16 protein-coding genes are annotated in these 17,220 nt (G+C 58.9%); 7 read left to right on the plus strand and 9 right to left on the minus strand.

What is annotated here, in order from left to right; genetic code table 11:
• Positions 1-30 precede the first annotated feature (30 nt).
• The 8 genes from ACYZTW_RS17220 to ACYZTW_RS17255 all read right to left on the minus strand — a co-directional run bounded on the left by ACYZTW_RS17220 (position 31) and on the right by ACYZTW_RS17255 (position 8,000).
• Positions 31-525, minus strand: coding sequence for a hydroxyquinol 1,2-dioxygenase (locus tag ACYZTW_RS17220; protein ID WP_462001016.1), 495 nt, complete (start codon positions 523-525; stop codon positions 31-33).
• 128 nt (positions 526-653) lie between these two features.
• The gene (locus ACYZTW_RS17225; protein WP_462001017.1) at positions 654-1,583 is read right to left on the minus strand and encodes a LysR family transcriptional regulator; all 930 of its coding nucleotides are present in this window, start codon (positions 1,581-1,583) and stop codon (positions 654-656) included.
• A gap of 289 nt (positions 1,584-1,872) precedes the next feature.
• Positions 1,873-2,907, minus strand: coding sequence for a branched-chain amino acid ABC transporter permease (locus ACYZTW_RS17230; protein WP_462001018.1), 1,035 nt, complete (start codon positions 2,905-2,907; stop codon positions 1,873-1,875).
• Positions 2,907-3,770 carry a branched-chain amino acid ABC transporter permease gene (locus ACYZTW_RS17235; RefSeq protein WP_462001019.1) on the minus strand — a complete coding sequence of 288 codons (864 nt, stop codon included), beginning with the start codon at positions 3,768-3,770 and terminating at the stop codon, positions 2,907-2,909. Before ACYZTW_RS17235 ends, ACYZTW_RS17230 begins: the two co-directional genes overlap by 1 nt.
• A 2-nt stretch (positions 3,771-3,772) precedes the next feature.
• Complete coding sequence (locus ACYZTW_RS17240; protein ID WP_462005777.1) at positions 3,773-4,465, minus strand: ABC transporter ATP-binding protein; 693 nt, start codon at positions 4,463-4,465, stop codon at positions 3,773-3,775.
• 20 nt (positions 4,466-4,485) lie between these two features.
• Positions 4,486-5,211, minus strand: coding sequence for an ABC transporter ATP-binding protein (locus tag ACYZTW_RS17245; RefSeq protein ID WP_462001020.1), 726 nt, complete (start codon positions 5,209-5,211; stop codon positions 4,486-4,488).
• Positions 5,212-5,236: 25 nt separating this feature from the next.
• Positions 5,237-6,547, minus strand: coding sequence for an ABC transporter substrate-binding protein (locus tag ACYZTW_RS17250; RefSeq protein WP_462001021.1), 1,311 nt, complete (start codon positions 6,545-6,547; stop codon positions 5,237-5,239).
• A 106-nt stretch (positions 6,548-6,653) separates the two neighbouring features.
• Positions 6,654-8,000 (minus strand): outer membrane beta-barrel protein, encoded by a 1,347-nt coding sequence (locus ACYZTW_RS17255; protein ID WP_462001022.1) that lies wholly within the window; start codon positions 7,998-8,000, stop codon positions 6,654-6,656.
• A 298-nt stretch (positions 8,001-8,298) separates the two neighbouring features.
• Between ACYZTW_RS17255 and ACYZTW_RS17260 the strand changes: the two genes are divergently transcribed.
• The 7 genes from ACYZTW_RS17260 to ACYZTW_RS17290 all read left to right on the plus strand — a co-directional run bounded on the left by ACYZTW_RS17260 (position 8,299) and on the right by ACYZTW_RS17290 (position 16,280).
• A complete protein-coding gene (locus tag ACYZTW_RS17260; RefSeq protein ID WP_462005778.1) occupies positions 8,299-10,686 on the plus strand; it encodes a DUF3772 domain-containing protein in 2,388 nt (795 codons plus the stop codon).
• A 213-nt stretch (positions 10,687-10,899) separates the two neighbouring features.
• Positions 10,900-11,676: an ABC transporter substrate-binding protein gene (locus ACYZTW_RS17265; protein WP_462001023.1), complete on the plus strand. Its 777-nt coding sequence runs from the start codon at positions 10,900-10,902 to the stop codon at positions 11,674-11,676.
• A gap of 92 nt (positions 11,677-11,768) precedes the next feature.
• Positions 11,769-12,458, plus strand: a complete 690-nt coding sequence (locus ACYZTW_RS17270) for an ABC transporter permease (RefSeq protein WP_462001024.1) — start codon at positions 11,769-11,771, stop codon at positions 12,456-12,458.
• 12 nt (positions 12,459-12,470) lie between these two features.
• Entirely contained in the window at positions 12,471-13,169 is a 699-nt protein-coding gene (locus ACYZTW_RS17275; RefSeq protein WP_429510000.1) for an ABC transporter permease, read from the plus strand.
• A 9-nt stretch (positions 13,170-13,178) separates the two neighbouring features.
• On the plus strand, positions 13,179-14,291 hold the full coding sequence (locus ACYZTW_RS17280; protein WP_462001025.1) for a succinylglutamate desuccinylase/aspartoacylase family protein: 1,113 nt from the start codon (positions 13,179-13,181) through the stop codon (positions 14,289-14,291).
• 18 nt (positions 14,292-14,309) lie between these two features.
• Positions 14,310-15,074 (plus strand): ABC transporter ATP-binding protein, encoded by a 765-nt coding sequence (locus ACYZTW_RS17285; protein ID WP_462001026.1) that lies wholly within the window; start codon positions 14,310-14,312, stop codon positions 15,072-15,074.
• 285 nt (positions 15,075-15,359) lie between these two features.
• The gene (locus ACYZTW_RS17290) at positions 15,360-16,280 is read left to right on the plus strand and encodes a MurR/RpiR family transcriptional regulator (protein WP_462001027.1); all 921 of its coding nucleotides are present in this window, start codon (positions 15,360-15,362) and stop codon (positions 16,278-16,280) included.
• Between the two features lie 11 nt (positions 16,281-16,291).
• On the opposite strand, the gene ACYZTW_RS17295 is transcribed toward ACYZTW_RS17290, so the two are convergent.
• Positions 16,292-17,215, minus strand: a complete 924-nt coding sequence (locus ACYZTW_RS17295; RefSeq protein WP_462001028.1) for a helix-turn-helix domain-containing protein — start codon at positions 17,213-17,215, stop codon at positions 16,292-16,294.
• Positions 17,216-17,220 lie beyond the last annotated feature (5 nt).

The raw sequence follows: 17,220 nt of genomic DNA on the forward strand, positions 1-17,220 counted from the left end.
TGTTGCTTTTGTTAGATGGGAGAGCGGTGATCACTTGAAGCAGATGTCTGCCCACTTCTCGACCGACAACGGCCCCTTGATGGTCTGCTGCAGGATCACGCCGGGATGGCTGGCTTCGAAGCGATACGCAGTGCCGGTCGGCAGCAGGCACTGGTGTCCGCGCTTGAGCAGCACGTAGCCCATCGGTTTGCCCTCAGGCAGTTCACCGGCCAGCCGAGTGCCCTCGCCGTCTTTCAACGGTGCATCGAGCTTGAGGAAGTCCACACGTACTTCACCGTCCATGACGATGGCGAATTCGTCATGCGCCGCTGTGTACCAAGGCGACTGTCCCTCGGCGCGCAGGGTTTCAATGACGTAGACAAGATTGAGGCCGACGACGACTTTTTCATAAGGAAGGGATTTTTCCGCCACTTCGAAAATGTTCGAAAAGGCGTAATGACTGGCCTGGCCGCTGATGATTTCAACCGACCCTTTGCTGTACTTGTCCAGCGAGCCGAAGACCGTTTCGATTGCCGCGCTACTCATGGTTTTCACCGTTTTGTTGTTGTAGTAACAGTGAGCCAACAGTACGTCGCAGCTCGTGCGGGAACAATTAGAGAGCCGGCGACAACAGTGTTTGCGAAACGCAAACACTGATAGGGCAACCGTGCCGCTCAGCGTACCCAGCCACGCTCCAGCAAGGGTTTGTCCCAGCACGGTTCGTCACCGAAGTTTTCCACCAGGAAATCGATCAGCGTGCGCACTTTCAAGGCCCGGCGCTGGGTGGCGGGATACACCGCCGAGAAATTGAAGGATGACAATGCGTACTCCGGCAGTACCGGAATCAGTCGACCGCTGAGCAGGTCATCGCTGGCCACCAACGTTGGCAAACACACAATGCAGACCCCGGTCGACGCGTAGTCGCGCAGCAAATGAACCGAATTCGACCGTACCTGCCCCGGCAGGCTCAGCTCCACCTGCTCGTGCTCGCCGGTGAAGATCCAGCGGTTGCGCGACGGATAGCCTTCGTACAAGGCGATTTTGTGTTGCAGCAGCTCCTGCGGATGCTTGGGCATACCGAACTCGGCGGCATAATCGGGTGACATGCAGAACAACCGGCGAACGCTGAACAACTTGCGTTCGATCAGGGTTTCCGCCATCGGCGGGAACATCTGGAACGCCACATCGAAGCCTTCTTCGATCGGGTCCACCACCCGGTCATTGACGATGACGTCGACCTCAATGTCCGGGTACAGCCGCGTGAACTCGGCGAGCATCCTGCCAAAGTGACCGATGGCAAAGCCAGGCAGCATCTGCACGCGTAATTTGCCGGTGGGTTTGGCGCGCAACTCGCGCATGTGTTCAGTCAGCGAGTTGAAACTCGCGACCATGTCCGCACACTCCTTGTAGTACGTCTCGCCCACTTCGGAGAGCCGGACATGCCGCGTACTGCGGTGGAACAACGGCGCATTGATGAACTGTTCCAGCTGTTGAATGCGGTGAGTGATCACCGAACGGGTCACGCCCAATTGCTGAGCCGCCTTGGCGAAGTTGCCGGTTTCGGCAACACGCACAAAAGCTTCGACACTGAGTAAACGATCCATGGGGCAGGCTCTCTGGATGATGCCAGTCAGTTAACCAATCGCACCCTTTGCAGCTGCCCTGTGGCGAGGGGATTTATCCCCGTTCGGCTGCGAAGCAGTCGTAAAACCTGAACGCACGGTCTATTTGATGCACCGCGTTGTCTGAATTCACGACTGCTTCGCAGCCGAACGGGGATAAATCCCCTCGCCACAAGGCAGCTGCTACGAAGGCTTAACTGACGTTTTTGTTCTTATAGGAACAATGAGGTTAGCCTGTCGGCCCCTCGCACTCCACATCCCTGACCGCGCGCTATTTGTCGCTTTGAACAGACAACCGTCGCTGCATGGGGAAAACCTGCCAGCCCAGGCGTTCACTGATCAGCCCCCACACCCCTTGCGGCGCCTTGAGCATCATCACCACCGCGACCACGCCGAGGATGATCATGTACACGGCGCCGTACTGCGCCAGACAGCCGCGCAACACAAAGTAGATCAGCGTGCCAATCAAAGGCCCCTCCAGGGTGCCGATGCCGCCGATGATGACGATGAAGATCACCACCGCCGTCCAGTCCTGCAGGTTGAACGCCGCGTCCGGGGAAATTCGCAGTTTTTGCAGGAAGATCAGCGCCCCGACCACGCCCGTGCAACCGGCGGCCAGCACGTACACCATCAACTTGGTACGGAAGGTGTTGACCCCCAGGCTGCCGGACGCCGGCTCGGAATCGCGAATCGACGCCAAGGCCAGGCCCTGTCGCGAACGCAGGACAAAGAACACCACCGCCACGGCGGCAATGGCGATGGCCAGAGCGGTGAAGTAGATCAGCATCTCGCGCTCGTCCCGGTCATTGCCGATCTGCCGCACAATCGCCGCCGGCAGGCTTTGCCCGGAACCACCACCGAGGCTGCTCATCTGTGCCAGCCCCAGGCGAAAGACTTCTGCCACCACCCAGGTGCCGATGGCGAAGTAGGCACCGCGCAGCCGAAACACAATCAAGGCGGTGGGAATCGCCAACAGCGCGACCAGCACGCCCGAGAGCAGGACCGCGAACAACGGCGGAATACCCAACCGGGTGGCCAACATAAACAGCAGATACCCACCCAGGCCGACGAACGCCTGCTGTCCGACCGAGACCATGCCCGCGTAACCCGCCAGCAGGTTCCACATTTGCGCCAGGGCCAGGTAATAGGCGAACTCCACCACGAGTCGCAAACTTGAGCGATCCGCCCAGAATGGCGCACTGATCAACACCAACACACAGACACCCAGCAATGACAGCCCGATCATGCTGCTGGTACTCGTGCGTTGTACGCGATAGCTGAGCGCGGGATTGTTCAAGGCATTCATCAGTCGACACTCCGGGGGAACAGGCCACGCGGGCGCACGACCAGGATCAGCAGAAACACAAGATGACCGGCGAGGATTTGCCAGCCGGGATCGATTTTTGCGCCCAGCGCCTGGGCGACGCCGAGAATCACCCCGCCGGCCAGGGTGCCCCACAGGCTGCCCAACCCGCCGATGATCACCGCTTCGAAACCGTACAACAGACGCGCCGGCCCCACCGTGGGATCGAAACTGGTGCGAATCGCCAGAAACACCCCGGCAATCGACACCACGGCCATCGCCAGCGCCATGGCCAGACCGAAGATATGCGCGTTGTTGACGCCCATCAGCCGCGCGGTGTGCTGGTCATCGGAAGTGGCGCGAAACGCCCGGCCCAGTGCGGTTTTGTAAAACAGCAGTTGCAGACCACCGATGATCAGCAACGCACTGCAAAACACGATCAGCGGCATGACGCCCACGCTCAAACTGCCGAAGCCGACACTGGCGACTTCAAGGTCACCCTGAGACAGCTTTTGACTGTCTGCGCTGAAAAACTCCAGTAGTACGTTTTGCACGATGATCGACAAACCAAAGGTCACCAGCAGCGGCGGCAGGATGTCCTGGCCCAGCGTTCGGTTGAGCAACAACCGTTGCAGCAGGTAGCCGAAGCAAAACATCAGCGGCACCACCAGCAGCAAACTTGCCAGCGGGCTGAACCCCAGATGATTGACCACCATCAGCGCCAGGTACGACGCCAGCACGATGAAGTCGCCATGGGCGATATTGACCAGGCGCATGATGCCGAACATCAGCGACAGCCCCACTGCGAACATCGCGTAGAGGCCACCCAGCAACATGCCCTGAAGCAAAGTATTGAGCCATTCCATAACTAGATCCCGAAATACGCGGCTTTGATTTGCGCTTTGTCCGCATCCCCAGGGCGGCCGGTCAGGGACACGCGCCCTTCCTGGAAGCAATAGAAACGGTCACAGACACTCAGCGCCTGATTGATGTCCTGCTCGACGAGAATCACCGTGGTGCCGTCGGCCTTGATCGAGGGCAGCGCGGCGTAGATGTCCTTGATCGTGGTCGGCGCCAGGCCCAGGCTGATCTCGTCGCACAACAGCAAATGCGGGTTGGCCATCAAGCCCCGGCCTATCGCAACCATTTGCTGCTGGCCGCCGGACAGCGCGGTGCCGGGGCGTTTGCGCAGTTTTTCCAGCACCGGAAACAGCTGATAGATCCGTGCCAGCGTCCAAGGGCCGGGGCGTTTGCTGTAAGCACCGATCAACAGGTTTTCCTCGACGCTCAGCGAAGGAAACAGCTTTCTGCCTTCCGGCACCAAAGCGATGCCACGTTCGAGCACCCGATTCGCCGCCAGATCACCAATCGCCTGCCCCTTGAAGGTGATTGCGCCGGGCTGGTTTTTGATCAGCCCGGCCAGCGAGCGCAGGAATGTCGATTTGCCCGCGCCGTTGGAGCCGATGATCGCCACGGTTTCGCCCGCCTCAAGGGTCAGGCTGATATCGAACAGGGCTTGAAAGTCGCCGTAGCCGGCACAGAGTTTTTCGATGGACAACAGGTTTGAAGGGGTCGACATATTCAGCTCCCGATGCCCATATAAATGTCCTGGACCCTGGGGTCGGCCATCACGCTGCGCGGTTCGCCTTCCGCCAGTTTGGCGCCGAAGTTGATCACCGTCAGACGGCTGACGACCGCCAGCAAGGCATGCACGATGTGCTCGATCCAGATGATGGCGACGCCGGCCTTGTGAATGCCCTGAATGGTTTCCACCAGCGCCAGGCATTCCGGTTCGGTCAGGCCCCCGGCGATTTCATCCAGCAACAGCAGCCGCGGTTGGGTCGACAACGCGCGAGCCATTTCCAGACGCTTGCGGTCGAGCAGTGTCAGCGAGCCGGCCAGGACGTTGGCCTTGCGCATCAGGCCGGTCAGTTCCAGGGTCTGCGCGCACCATTGGCTGGCCTCCTTGTCGCGCAATCGCGCCCCGTAGGTCGCACCGACCAGCAAGTTCTCGAACACCGTCATTTTCACGAACGGATGCGGGATCTGATGGGAGCGGCCAATGCCTTGCTGACAACGTTTGAACACTGGCTCACGAGTGACGTTACGGCCTTCGAAATGGATCGTGCCGCTGTCGGCTCCCACGCCCCCGGCGATCAGGTTGAACAGCGTGCTTTTACCCGCGCCATTGGGACCGATGATGCCCAGGGCTTCACCCGGCTGCAGGGTCAGGCTCATCGCGTCCGTGACCTTCACCGAGCCGTAGCTCTTGTGCACATCGTTCATTTGCAGAAGTGGCTGTTGCATGGTGCACCCGTTTCTTTTCGAGTCATCAGTACGTAATGGCCTGCATGTCGCCGCCCAGTGGAATCGCCGGTGCGGTGGCATTGCTGGTCACGATCAGGTCGTATTTGTTGTCATTGCCCAATCGCCATTGGCCGCTGACCAGAGGCGTCTTGGCGACGTTCTTCACCGGTCCGTTTTTCCAGCTGATCGGCCCGACCACGGTGTTGAGGTCAGTCTTGAGCAAGGCATCGCGTACCGCATGCGGGTTACCGACTTCTTCAGTGCGCTTGAGGATGTCCACCGCCAGTTCGAACAGGGCATGCACGAAACCCAGCGGTTGAGTCCACTGTTTGCCGGTTGCCTGAGTGAAGCCCTGGGCCAACTGCCCGGCACTGCCGCCGGTCAATGAAGAGCTGAACGGGTGCGTCGGGCTCCACCAGATTTCGGTCGACAGGTTGTTGCCGGCCTTGCCCAGCGCTTCGACCGCCGTGGGAAACAGCAGCGCCTTGCCGACCGACACCGCTTTGGGTTTGAAGCCCTGCTGGCGAGCCTGGGTCCAGAAGGTGGTGAGGTCCGGTGGAATGACCACACCGGTGACGATCTCGACATCGGCCTTCTTGAACGCAGCGATCTGTGCCGAGAAATCGTCGGTCAAGCTTTGAAAGCGGCCGGGATCGACCACTTGGAAACCCTTTTGCGCCAACACCGGTGGAAACCCCAGTTTCGGATCGCCCCAGGCATTGCCGTCACCATCGTTGGGGAACAGACCGCCGACCACCTTGTTCGACGGCATCGCGCCCCACATGGCGCTGTAAGTGCCGATCACATCCTCCAGGCCCCAGAAGAAGTGATAGGTCCACTCGAACCCCTGATCCGGCTTACCACCGCGGGTAAAGAACCACGGCTGCCATGGCGCCACCGTGGAAATACACGGAATCTCGTTGATTTCGCATTGGTCGGAGACCGGGTTGGTGGTTTCCGGTGTCGACGACACCAGCATCAGGTCGACCTGATCAGACAGGATCAGCTCGCTCGCCACTTCCGCTGCGCGATTAGGGTTGGACTGGCTGTCCTTGACGATGACTTCCAGGCGATACGCCTTGCCGGCCACGTTGATGGAGTTCTTCAACACCTGCTTGAGCGATTCGATGATGTAGTTGTCAGCGGCCGCAAAGGGGGCCAATGGCCCGGTCTGCGGGCTGACATAACCGAGTTTGATCACCCGCTCGCTACCCAGCGCAAAGTTGAACGGCAAACTCGCCAGCGCCACACCGCCGGCAGCAACGCCTGTGCTGCGCAGGAAATCACGGCGCGAGACGTCGCGGCCAAACAGGTTTTTATCGTTGTTGTCTGTCATGGAGTACTCCAAAGCGGCTGCGTATCGGCAAAGCCCGGACGAACACGGTTGCAGCGTGTGGGTTGAGCCAACACGCAGGGTCAGGTGCTTTGCGAAAGTGGGCGGTTTAGAAAAAGAAGCTGACGTCGAAAGAAGCGACCAGTTGCGAGTCCTTTTGCCCATCGGCATAGGCATCGCGGCCGGGGCCGGAATGAATGTCGTAACGCAATTCCGGTCGCAGGCGCACGTTGGGTGTCGGCGTCCAGGCCAGGTTGGTGGTCACACCGTAGAAACTGCCCCAGGTCGGGTCGGGAATCCCGGTGTGCGGGTCGATGTTGGCCATCATCACGTGCACCGGTGCATCGGTGTAGAACCACTCGGCGCGGCTGTTCCACATCAGGGTTTCGCTAAGTTTGTGATACCAGTTGATGTCGGTGCCGTACCAGGTGGCATCGTTTTTGTTGGCAAACCCGGCGAAAGCGCCCTGCTCCTGCTTGCCGTAATTCAACTCCAGCGCCACACGGTTGTTCGGATCGAGCACTTGCGACAAGGTCAGGTAAGAGGCCAGGCGCTTGTAATCGTCATCCTTGGTGCCGGCCGGCAATGGCGATCCGCAACTGCAGTCGGCGAAGCTGTCACCGGCACCGTTGCCGTAGATGTTTTCCCAGTCAACCCAGGTGGTGAAATCCGCCGAGCGCCAACGCACGTTGGCGATCACATCCGGGTCATGGTTGGGGTCCTGCAGGTTGTTCCAGCCCTGCACTACGCCCAGTTCGAAGCCCAGCATGCTTTCCCCGGGCGCCGAGGGCAGTTTGAACGAGTACAGCGCACCGGCATGCTTGGCCGGGCCGTGCATGAAGGAATAGGTGTGCGAGTAGAAGTCGCTCGGTGCCGGGGATGGCAAGGCGAAGCCGATTTCATTTTCCAGCGGCGTGTGGAAAATCCCGATCATCAGGTCCGAACCGCCGAGCACCGGGAAGTAAAAATCGACATACGCCTGAGCGACGGTGAACGCTTCGTCTTCGGCCTTGTTGTCGCGATTGACACTCAGGTCCTCGTCCCAGCCATAGGTCTTGAAGAAGCGCGCATCCTTGCCGTACAGCGCCGTGACGTTGAAGCCCCAGTCAGCCTCTTGCGGCATGGGCCCGGGAAACGGTCCGACACGACCGACCACATTGCTCTTGGGTTTTTTCTCCACGGCCAGGGCGAACTGGTTGAGGTTTACACCTTCGTCGGAGGTGAAGAAGCTCTGCTTGCTGACGTCATCCGTGCCGTTGTTGTTGTAGGTCACGCCTACCTGGCCCCAGCCGTAGACCTTGATGCCATGTTCGCGCTCAAGGCTATCGCCGAACACCCCGCGAACCAGCGAGCCCATCGGGTCGTCCGCCGCCGAAGCCGTTGATGGAAACAAAACGTTGGCACCCAGAACGGGGGCGAACAGGGTTGCTGCGCAAACCCATGCACGAATACTCATACCTGCCTTCCTTATTTTTATTAGGCGCCAAACCCCCGAGGGGGCGGAAGTCCGAAAGCAAGGTATGACGTTGAAGCGTCTGTCTTGGTGAGCCCTGGCTTGGGCTCCACTCGATCGTTGGCAAATCGTAGTGTTCGGCGTAATGGAGGCTACAAGCCCGTCACTACGCCAACAATTCCATTCTCGGCGACTTCAGTGTTTGCGTATTCAGAACAATCGCGCGCATCGCGGAACTATTTTTCGCGCCAGCACATGCCATGACCTAACCTGAATGGCTAAAGCCGCTGGAGGCATGCCTATGCGTCCTGCATTGAAATTACTCATATTCGTTGTGTTTGCGCTGATGGGGGCGAACATCGGCGAGCTGTCGGCGGATGAACTACCCAACACCTTAAGTAACGGTGAGGCCAGCGCTACCGCTACGGTGTCAAAAAACGATCTGGAAGCACTGCAATTAAGGCTGGACAACCTTAAACAGCAGGTATCACTGACCAGTAACTACACCCAGTTGATGGGCTTTCAGGACAACGTTCAGTTGCTCTTCAGTGATGCGGACAAGTTGGCGGCCGTGTTACTTCCCGAGCAGGCGCAATTGCAAGCGCAACTCAGTGTGCTCGGGACGGCATCCGCCACCAGCGTGGCCATGGAAAAGTCCGATCTGGTGAAACAGAGGTCTTACCTCACTGCACAAAAAGACAAGGTGGATGGCGATCTCAAGATACTGCAGGCCATCAAAGAAGGCGCTACTAACCTCATCACTCAGATTGCCAGCATGCGGCGCACCCAACTGGAAATCGAACTGACCCAGCGCACCGCCAGCCTCCTCAACCCCCGATTCTGGTTACCGCTGTTTTCTCCACTGGAGGAGGATAAAAACCGTCTGACATTTTTGATCGACCAGTCTAACAGTGTCATTCAGTCCGTCTGGCAACCCGGCCGGCGTGCCGTGACCGTCACGTTGTTATTGCTGGCCCTGGCCTTCTGGACGCCGGGGCGAAGACTGGCTGAGCGTGGTTTGACATGGATCTGCATCCATCGAGTACCTGAAGGTCGCCTGCGCAGAAGTTCATTGGCGATAGCGACAGTACTCGCCACGCTGTTGAGCGCAGGTTGCGCAATACAGCTCATCTCCGCTGCGGCGACCCGGCTTGAACCATTGCCGCAGCCACTGCAAGGTTACTTCGACGATGTCGAGAAAGTCGCTTACGCCTGCGCCCTGATTATCGGCCTGAGTCGGGCCCTGCTGTCTAAACGTAATCCCTCATGGCGATTACCTGGCATCGCCGATGAAGTGGCGGTTTCGATCAGCCCTTTTCCGGCGCTGCTGGCCGGATCAATGCTGATACTCATCTCGCTGGTACAAGTCACCAATGCGACGGGGATGAGTTCCCAGGTGGTTCTCTTCAGCCGGGGCGTCGTGTCATTAGTCGTCATCTTGATTATCGGTGCGTTGTTGCTACGCGTCAGTAAAACCCGCCGGGCGATGGTCATTGCCGGGGAACTCCCTGAGTCAGGTACTACGCTGGCGGGCCTGATTTATACCGGCATCAGTATCGCCGTTTTGATCTCGATTTTTGGCCTGCTGGTCGGTTACATCTCCCTGGCCCGATTCATCACTTACGAAATTGTCTGGCTCTATATCGTTATTGCCAGCTTCTATTTGCTGACGCAGTTGTTCAGAGACTTGTGTGATTACTTGTTTTCGCCAAGGCACCCAAGTGGCAAGGCGATCAAACAACTGCTGGGTATCGGTGACGTACGGCTTGAACAAATCGAGGTTGTTGTGTCGGGTATTGGCAGAGCGGCCTTACTGTTAATTACCGTGATTACAACGTTTGTGGGGGGGATTGGAGCGACCTTTGGCCAACTGACTGACAGGGTTTCAGCGATCCTCGGCGGCGATGGCCTGCGCAAGCTCAATATCATTCCGGGCAATCTGTTGAATGCGGTTCTCGCGCTGTTGATCGGTATTTACCTGATTCGATCGCTGCGCAGATGGCTGGATCACGAGTTCCTGCCGAAAACCGATATGGACCCCGGCATGGGGGCGTCGCTGAGCACCTTGTTCAGTAATATCGGGTACGTACTGGTCATTCTGCTGGCGTTATCTTCTTTGGGCGTCAAATGGACGAATCTGGCCTGGATCGTCAGTGCGTTGTCGGTGGGGATCGGCTTCGGCTTGCAGGAGATCGTCAAGAACTTCGTGTCCGGGTTGATCCTGCTTACCGAGCGTCCGGTCAAGGTCGGCGACCTGATCAGCATCAGCGGGGTCGAAGGCGATATCCGGCGGATCAATGTCAGGGCCACCGAGATACAACTCAGTGATCGCTCGATCGTGATCGTGCCCAACTCCCAGCTTATTTCCCAGAACCTGCGCAATGTGACCATGGGCGGTAGCGCCCAAGGGGTGGCCACACTCGAGCTGGTGTTCCCTCTGGATATCGACCCCGAACAAGTCAAAACCCTGCTGTACACCACCTATTGCGAACATGAAACCATCCTCGACAAACCCGCCCCCGTTGTTCGATTCAGCAATCTGAGCCCTGAAGGCATCACGTTAACCATCACCGGCTATGTCAGCAGCCCAAGGATTGTCAGTACGACCAAGAGCGATCTGCTCTTTGAAATCCTGAAGCGATTGGGTGCGGCTGGCATCGAATTGGCCAAGCCAGTACCTCCCGCATAATGCCCGTCAGTAGCCTGCCTGGCGCCTGAACGTACTCGTGATCACACGGGATCGCTGTGAATTTGCGCGCCATCGACTGATACGTTTATTTTCACAGAGTTGCAAAATGAAATAATTCATGTCATTTATAGCCACGCAAAATCATCAGGACTGATCCACCGTGCCAGATCGGATGGCCTGTACCACCCCAACGCCCTCCAAGGAGTCAACAATATGAACAAGACAGAACTTCTAGGTGCTCTGGCACTGTGCGCCGCAAGCTTGCTGGCACACGCCGACGAAGACAGCCTGCGTATCGGTATCGAAGCCGCCTACCCGCCCTTCTCTTTCAAGACGCCGGAGGGCAACGTGAGTGGTTTCGACTACGACATCGGCAACGCCCTGTGCGAAGAAATGAAGGTCAAATGCGAGTGGGTCATCCAGGAATTCGACGGCATGATCCCGTCATTGAAAGTGCGCAAGATCGATGCCGTGCTGTCGTCGATGTCGATCACTGAAGACCGTATGAAGTCGGTCGACTTCAGCAAAAAGTACTACCACACGCCAGGCAAGTTCGCGATGAAGGCCGGCAACGTGATCAACGACCCGCTGGTTGATCTCAAGGGCAAGAAAGTCGGGGTGCAACGCTCATCGACCTACGACCGTTTCGCCACCGAGCAGCTTGAAAGAGCCGACGTCGAAGTGGTGCGCTACGGCTCACAAAATGAAGCCTTCCTCGATCTGGCGTCGGGTCGCCTGGACGCGACGCTCGCCGACATCGTCAACACCGACGAGAGCTTCATCAAAACGCCCGCAGGCAAAGGCTTCGCACTGGTGGGGCCGGACATCAACGACCCGAAATATTTCGGTCGAGGCGCCGGGATCGCGGTGCGCAAAGGCGACAGCGTGAACGTTGCGCGCCTGAGTACGGCAATCGACGCCATCCGCGCCAACGGCAAGTACCAGCAAGTGATGGCCAAGTACTTCGCGTTCGATATCTACGGCGAATAAGCCTTTACCCGAAACCCTGGCGCCGGCCCCTTGCGGGCGCCGCTTTGGGCTTGTCTCGCGCGCCTCACGGCGCTCGTTTGAGGAACTTCATCATGCTTCACGGCTACGGATCGAGCATTCTCGATGGCGCCTGGCTGACCATTAACCTGGCCTTGACCTCCATGAGCATGGCGATTGCTTTGGGTCTGGTCGGCGCGGCTTTTCGTTTGTCGCCGCTCAAATGGCTGGCGATGCTGGGCGAAGGGTACACAACCCTGATTCGCGGTATTCCTGACCTGGTGTTGATCCTGTTGATCTTCTACGGCGGCCAGGATCTGGTGAACCGCATCGCCTTGGCGCTCGGTTACACCCGCTACATCGACATCAATCCCTTTATCGCCGGTGTCTGCACCATGGGCTTCATTTTTGGTGCCTATCTGTCGGAAACCTTTCGCGGCGCCTTTATGGCGATCCCTAAAGGTCAAGCCGAGGCCGGTGTGTCGTATGGCATGAGTGGCGGCCAGGTGTTCTGGCGGATTCTGGTGCCGCAGATGATTCGTTTCGCCATCCCGGGGTTCACCAACAACTGGCTCGTGCTGACCAAATCCACCGCGCTGATCTCGGTGATCGGCTTGCAGGACATGATGTTCAAAGCCAAGAACGCAGCGGACGCCACCCATGAGCCGTTTACGTTTTTCCTCGCGGTGGCGGCGCTTTATCTGATGCTGACCAGCGTGTCATTGCTGGTGCTGCGCTATCTGGAAAAACACTACTCGGTCGGCATCAAAGCCGCCGAATTGTGATTGGGAGCCCCCATGATTCTTGACTACAACCTGATCTGGGAAAACCTGCCGCTGTATTTCAATGGCGCCTTGTTGACCCTCAAAGTCCTGCTGATTTCCCTGGCTTTCGGCCTGGTGCTGGCGATTCCGTTGGCATTGATGCGGGTATCCCGATCGCCCCTGATCAACTTCCCGGCCTGGCTCTACACCTACGTGATTCGCGGCACGCCGATGCTGGTGCAATTGTTTCTGATCTATTACGGCCTGGCGCAGTTCGCCGCAGTACGTGAAAGCGCGCTCTGGCCGTACCTGTCCAGTGCAACCTTTTGCGCCTGCCTGGCCTTTGCGATCAATACCAGTGCCTATAGCGCGGAACTGCTGGCCGGCAGTTTGAAGGCCACGGCCCACGGCGAGATCGAAGCCGCCAAAGCCATGGGCATGTCACGCTTCACTCTGTACCGCCGCATTCTGCTGCCGTCAGCCTTGCGCCGGGCGTTGCCGCAATACAGCAACGAAGTGCTGATGATGCTGCAAACCACCAGCCTGGCATCGATTGTCACCCTGGTGGACATCACCGGGGCCGCGCGTACGGTCAGTTCTCGGTTCTATCTGCCGTTCGAGGCGTTCATCACGGCCGGCCTCATCTACCTGGCCCTGACCTTCATCCTGGTTCGCCTGTTCAAGCTGGCCGAGCGCCGCTGGCTGGCGTATCTGGCACCGCGCAAGCACTAAGGAGCTTTTATGGAGCACATTCAATACCTGTTGCCGTGGAGTGCCTCGGGCACTGAACGGAAACTGTCGCTGTTTCGTTTCGGCAGCGGACCGCGCAAAGCCTACATCCAGGCCTCACTGCATGCCGACGAGTTGCCGGGGATGCGCGTCGCTGTCGAGCTCAAGCGCCGTTTGCAGGCACTGGAAGAACAAGGCCGACTGACCGGGGTAATCGAGCTGGTGCCGATGGCCAATCCGATCGGTATCGCACAGATGTTCCAGGCCACCCATCAGGGGCGCTTCGAGTTCTCCAGCGGTAAGAACTTCAATCGCGACTTCCCTGAGCTGGCCGACGCCGTGGTGCCGCTACTGGAAGGAAAACTGGGAGACGATGCCGACGCCAACATTGCGTTAATCCGCCGCGCCATGAGCGTTGTCCTCACTGACTTGCCGGCACCGACATCGGAACTCGATGGCCTGCGCCGCCTGTTGCTGCAGCATGCCTGTGACGCCGATCTGGTGTTGGACCTGCACTGCGACTTCGAGTCGATTATGTTGCTTTACGCCATGCCGCAAAACTGGCCGCGCTTGCGTTCTTTGGCCGCCCGTCTGGGCGCTGGTGCCGCTCTGTTGGCCGAAGAGGCTGGCGGCAACGCTTTCGACGAAGCCTGCGCGATGTCCTGGTTACGTCTGGCCGAACGTTTTCCTGAAGCCAATATTCCGCTGGCGTGTGTGGCCACCACGATTGAATTGCGTGGCATGGCCGACACCGAACGCGAGCCATGCGTCGATAGCGCGAATGCCATTCTCGGCTATCTCGCCGAGCAGGGCCTGATCAGCGGTGACTGGCCTGTCGCTCCACCCGGTTGCTGTGAAGCGACGCCGTTCGCCGGTGCGCAGTACGCCTATGCGCCGCACCCGGGGGTGGTGAGTTTTCTGCAATCGCTGGGCGCCCGGGTCAAGGTCGGCGATCCGCTGTTCGAAGTGATTGATCCGCTGACCGATCGCCACAGCGTGGTGTGCGCCAGCACTGAAGGCATCCTCTATGCCCGTGAACGCCTGCGCTTTGCCCAACCCGGTTTGTGGCTAGCCAAAGTGGCCGGCAGCACGCCTATTCGCCAAGGCCGCTTGCTCAGCGACTGATTCCAGAGAATAAAAACCATGTACAAACTTGAAGTTCAGAATCTACACAAAAGCTACGGCACCCACGAAGTGCTCAAGGGCGTGTCCCTGGAGGCGAAAGCCGGTGATGTAATCAGCCTCATTGGCTCCAGCGGCTCAGGCAAAAGCACCTTCCTGCGCTGCATCAACCTGCTGGAGCAGCCCAACGCGGGCAATATCGTGCTCAATGGTGAACCACTCAAACTGGTGACCAACAAACTCGGCGGGCTCAAGGCGGCCGAACCCAAACAGTTACAACGCATGCGTTCGCGGCTGTCGATGGTGTTTCAGCACTTCAACCTGTGGTCGCACATGAGCGCCCTTGAAAACGTCATGGAAGCCCCGGTTCATGTGCTTGGCATCAGCAAGAAAGAAGCCCGGGAAAAGGCCGAGCACTACCTGAACAAAGTCGGCGTGGCGCACCGGATGGACGCCTGGCCGGCCCATATGTCGGGTGGCGAGCAGCAGCGTGTGGCGATTGCCCGCGCGCTGGCCATGGAACCGGAAGTGATGCTGTTCGATGAGCCGACCTCGGCACTCGACCCCGAGCTGGTCGGTGAAGTGCTGAAAGTCATGCAGGACCTCGCCCTCGAAGGCCGCACCATGGTGGTCGTGACCCACGAAATGGGCTTTGCCCGCGAGGTTTCCAATCAACTGGTGTTCCTGCACAAGGGTCAGGTCGAAGAACGTGGCGACCCGCGCGAAGTGCTGGTCAACCCGCAGTCCGAACGGCTCCAGCAGTTTCTGGCGGGGAGCTTGAAATAACCCGACCATAACGCAGTCCGTGTAGCAGCTGCCGAAGGCTGCGTTCGGCTGCGCAGCAGTCGTTAAACCTGACCGCGAGGTAATCCTGAAGAACCGCACCGCCTGATTTCACGACTGCTGCGCAGCCGAACGCAGCCTTCGGCAGCTGCTACACGGACTGCGTTATGGCTTAACTGACTGGTCTTGACCCTTGGCAAGCGCTGCACACCAACGGTTGGCTTCGGATACACTCCAGCCAACCTTGTGTCCCCCCTTCTCCAACCCTCAGGAAATGTTGAGCCGGATATGCCGACCCCATCGAAAAACACTACGGTCTATGCCGCACCGGTTATGCGCAAACTGGCGGAGATCGTTGGCGATTTGCAGCCGTCACTGCGCAAGGTGGCGGACTTTATCCTGCGTCACCCGCTGAAGGCCGCGACGCTGACCATCGAGGAGATGGCCCACGAAACGTCCACCTCGCCAGCCGCGGTCAACCGCTTGGCCAAGGCCCTGAACCTGGGTGGCTACACCGGCATGAAGGCCGAACTGGTCGCGACGTTGCAGCAAATGGTGTCGCCGGTCGACAAACTGCGCAACGAACTGGCGCATCGTCCCGGCGGCGCGTTTGGCCTGCATGAGCAAATCCAGAGCGCCAGCAGCAACCTCGCCACGGCGGCGACCAACAACCATGCAGACACCTTTGAAGCCTTCGTCACGCGCCTGACCACAGCGCGCAAAATCTACATCCTGGGCTTTGGCAACAGCGTCTACTTCGCCGGCCTCGCCGCCTCGACCCTGATGCCCTTCTGCGCGGACGCCACCGCCATCAGCATGGAGGGCGGCAACGAAAACGCTGCTTACCGTCTGGCCGCCATTACCGATCAGGATGTGTTGCTGGCGATCTCCCTGCCGCGCTATTCCCTCGACACCCTGCAACTCGCCCGTTTCGCCAATGAGCGTGGCGCCACGGTGCTGGCAATCACCGATTCACCCGCCTCGCCGCTCACCAGCATTGCCGAACATGTGCTGTTTGCTCCCGCCGACCATCCGGTATTGACCAGTTCCAACATCGCGGTGCTCGCCTTGATCGAAGGCTTGGTGGCGGGCGTGATGGCGCGCAACAAGGAAGCCGTCAAGCTGGCGACCGAACTGACCGAAAGCGTGATGGCTTATCTGCACATGCCTGGCAACAGCAAATCGGCGAAAGCCACAAAGCCGCGTTGACGTGTCCGGGCTTACCCGCGACCTGTTGCACCACAGGGTTTGCGGGCAAGCGTCTGACTGGGAAGTTCGTTGAACAACGCCCGATAACTGCTGGAAAATCGCCCCAAATGCCAGAACGACCAGTGCATCGCCACTTCGGCAACGGTGGTGTCCATCGCCGTGCGGCTGAGCAATTCGCGGCGTGCGCTGTTGAGTCGGCGCAAGCGCAGCCAATGGGTCGGGGTCATCCCGGTATAGGCTTTAAACGCATGCTGCAACTGCCGCAGTGAAACCCCGGCGACCTGCGAAAGCTCCAGCAGATTCAGGGTGTCTTCCGGGGCATCAGCCGCCCACTCACCGATGCGCTTCATCACCGATCGTTCTTCGGCGCGGCGCTGCAGACCTCCACGATCAAGGCACACACACGCGTTGTCGAGGATGTACAGGCAGTCTTCGAGCAACTGTTGGGTCAATGCCTCCTTGCTCGGCGGATCGAGCGTCTGCGCCAGTCGGGTCAACGTCCCGCTGAGCCAGCGACTGAACAATGCGTTCTGTCCCGAGTTCAGCGGCGCCATGAACAGGCCTTCGAGCCTGGCCACGTTCAAACCGTGACGCTGCACGAACTCCGGACCGAACACCACGGCGATTTCCTGGTAGTTCTCCGGGGTGATCCAGATGTTGCGGCTTTCGCCATTCAACACGTACAGCGCGTTGTCGCTTCGATCGAAACAGAACGCCAGCGCACCTTCGGGCGCGCTGAAGTTCTGTTCGACCCGGGTGTTCATCTGTTCCTCGTAAATCTCCACGCCTTGCAGGTCCAGGTAGCGCACGCGCCCGGCGAAATGCCCCGGTGACATTTGCTGGTAATGCTGCACCCAACCCGGTGTGGCGCGGATTTGCTCGGCCACGTCGGCGGTGTTGAACGCTTGGACTTGCAGGGGATTGCACGTTGTCATGGGTG

The sequence above is a fragment of the Pseudomonas sp. LB3P25 genome, from assembly GCF_054897985.1.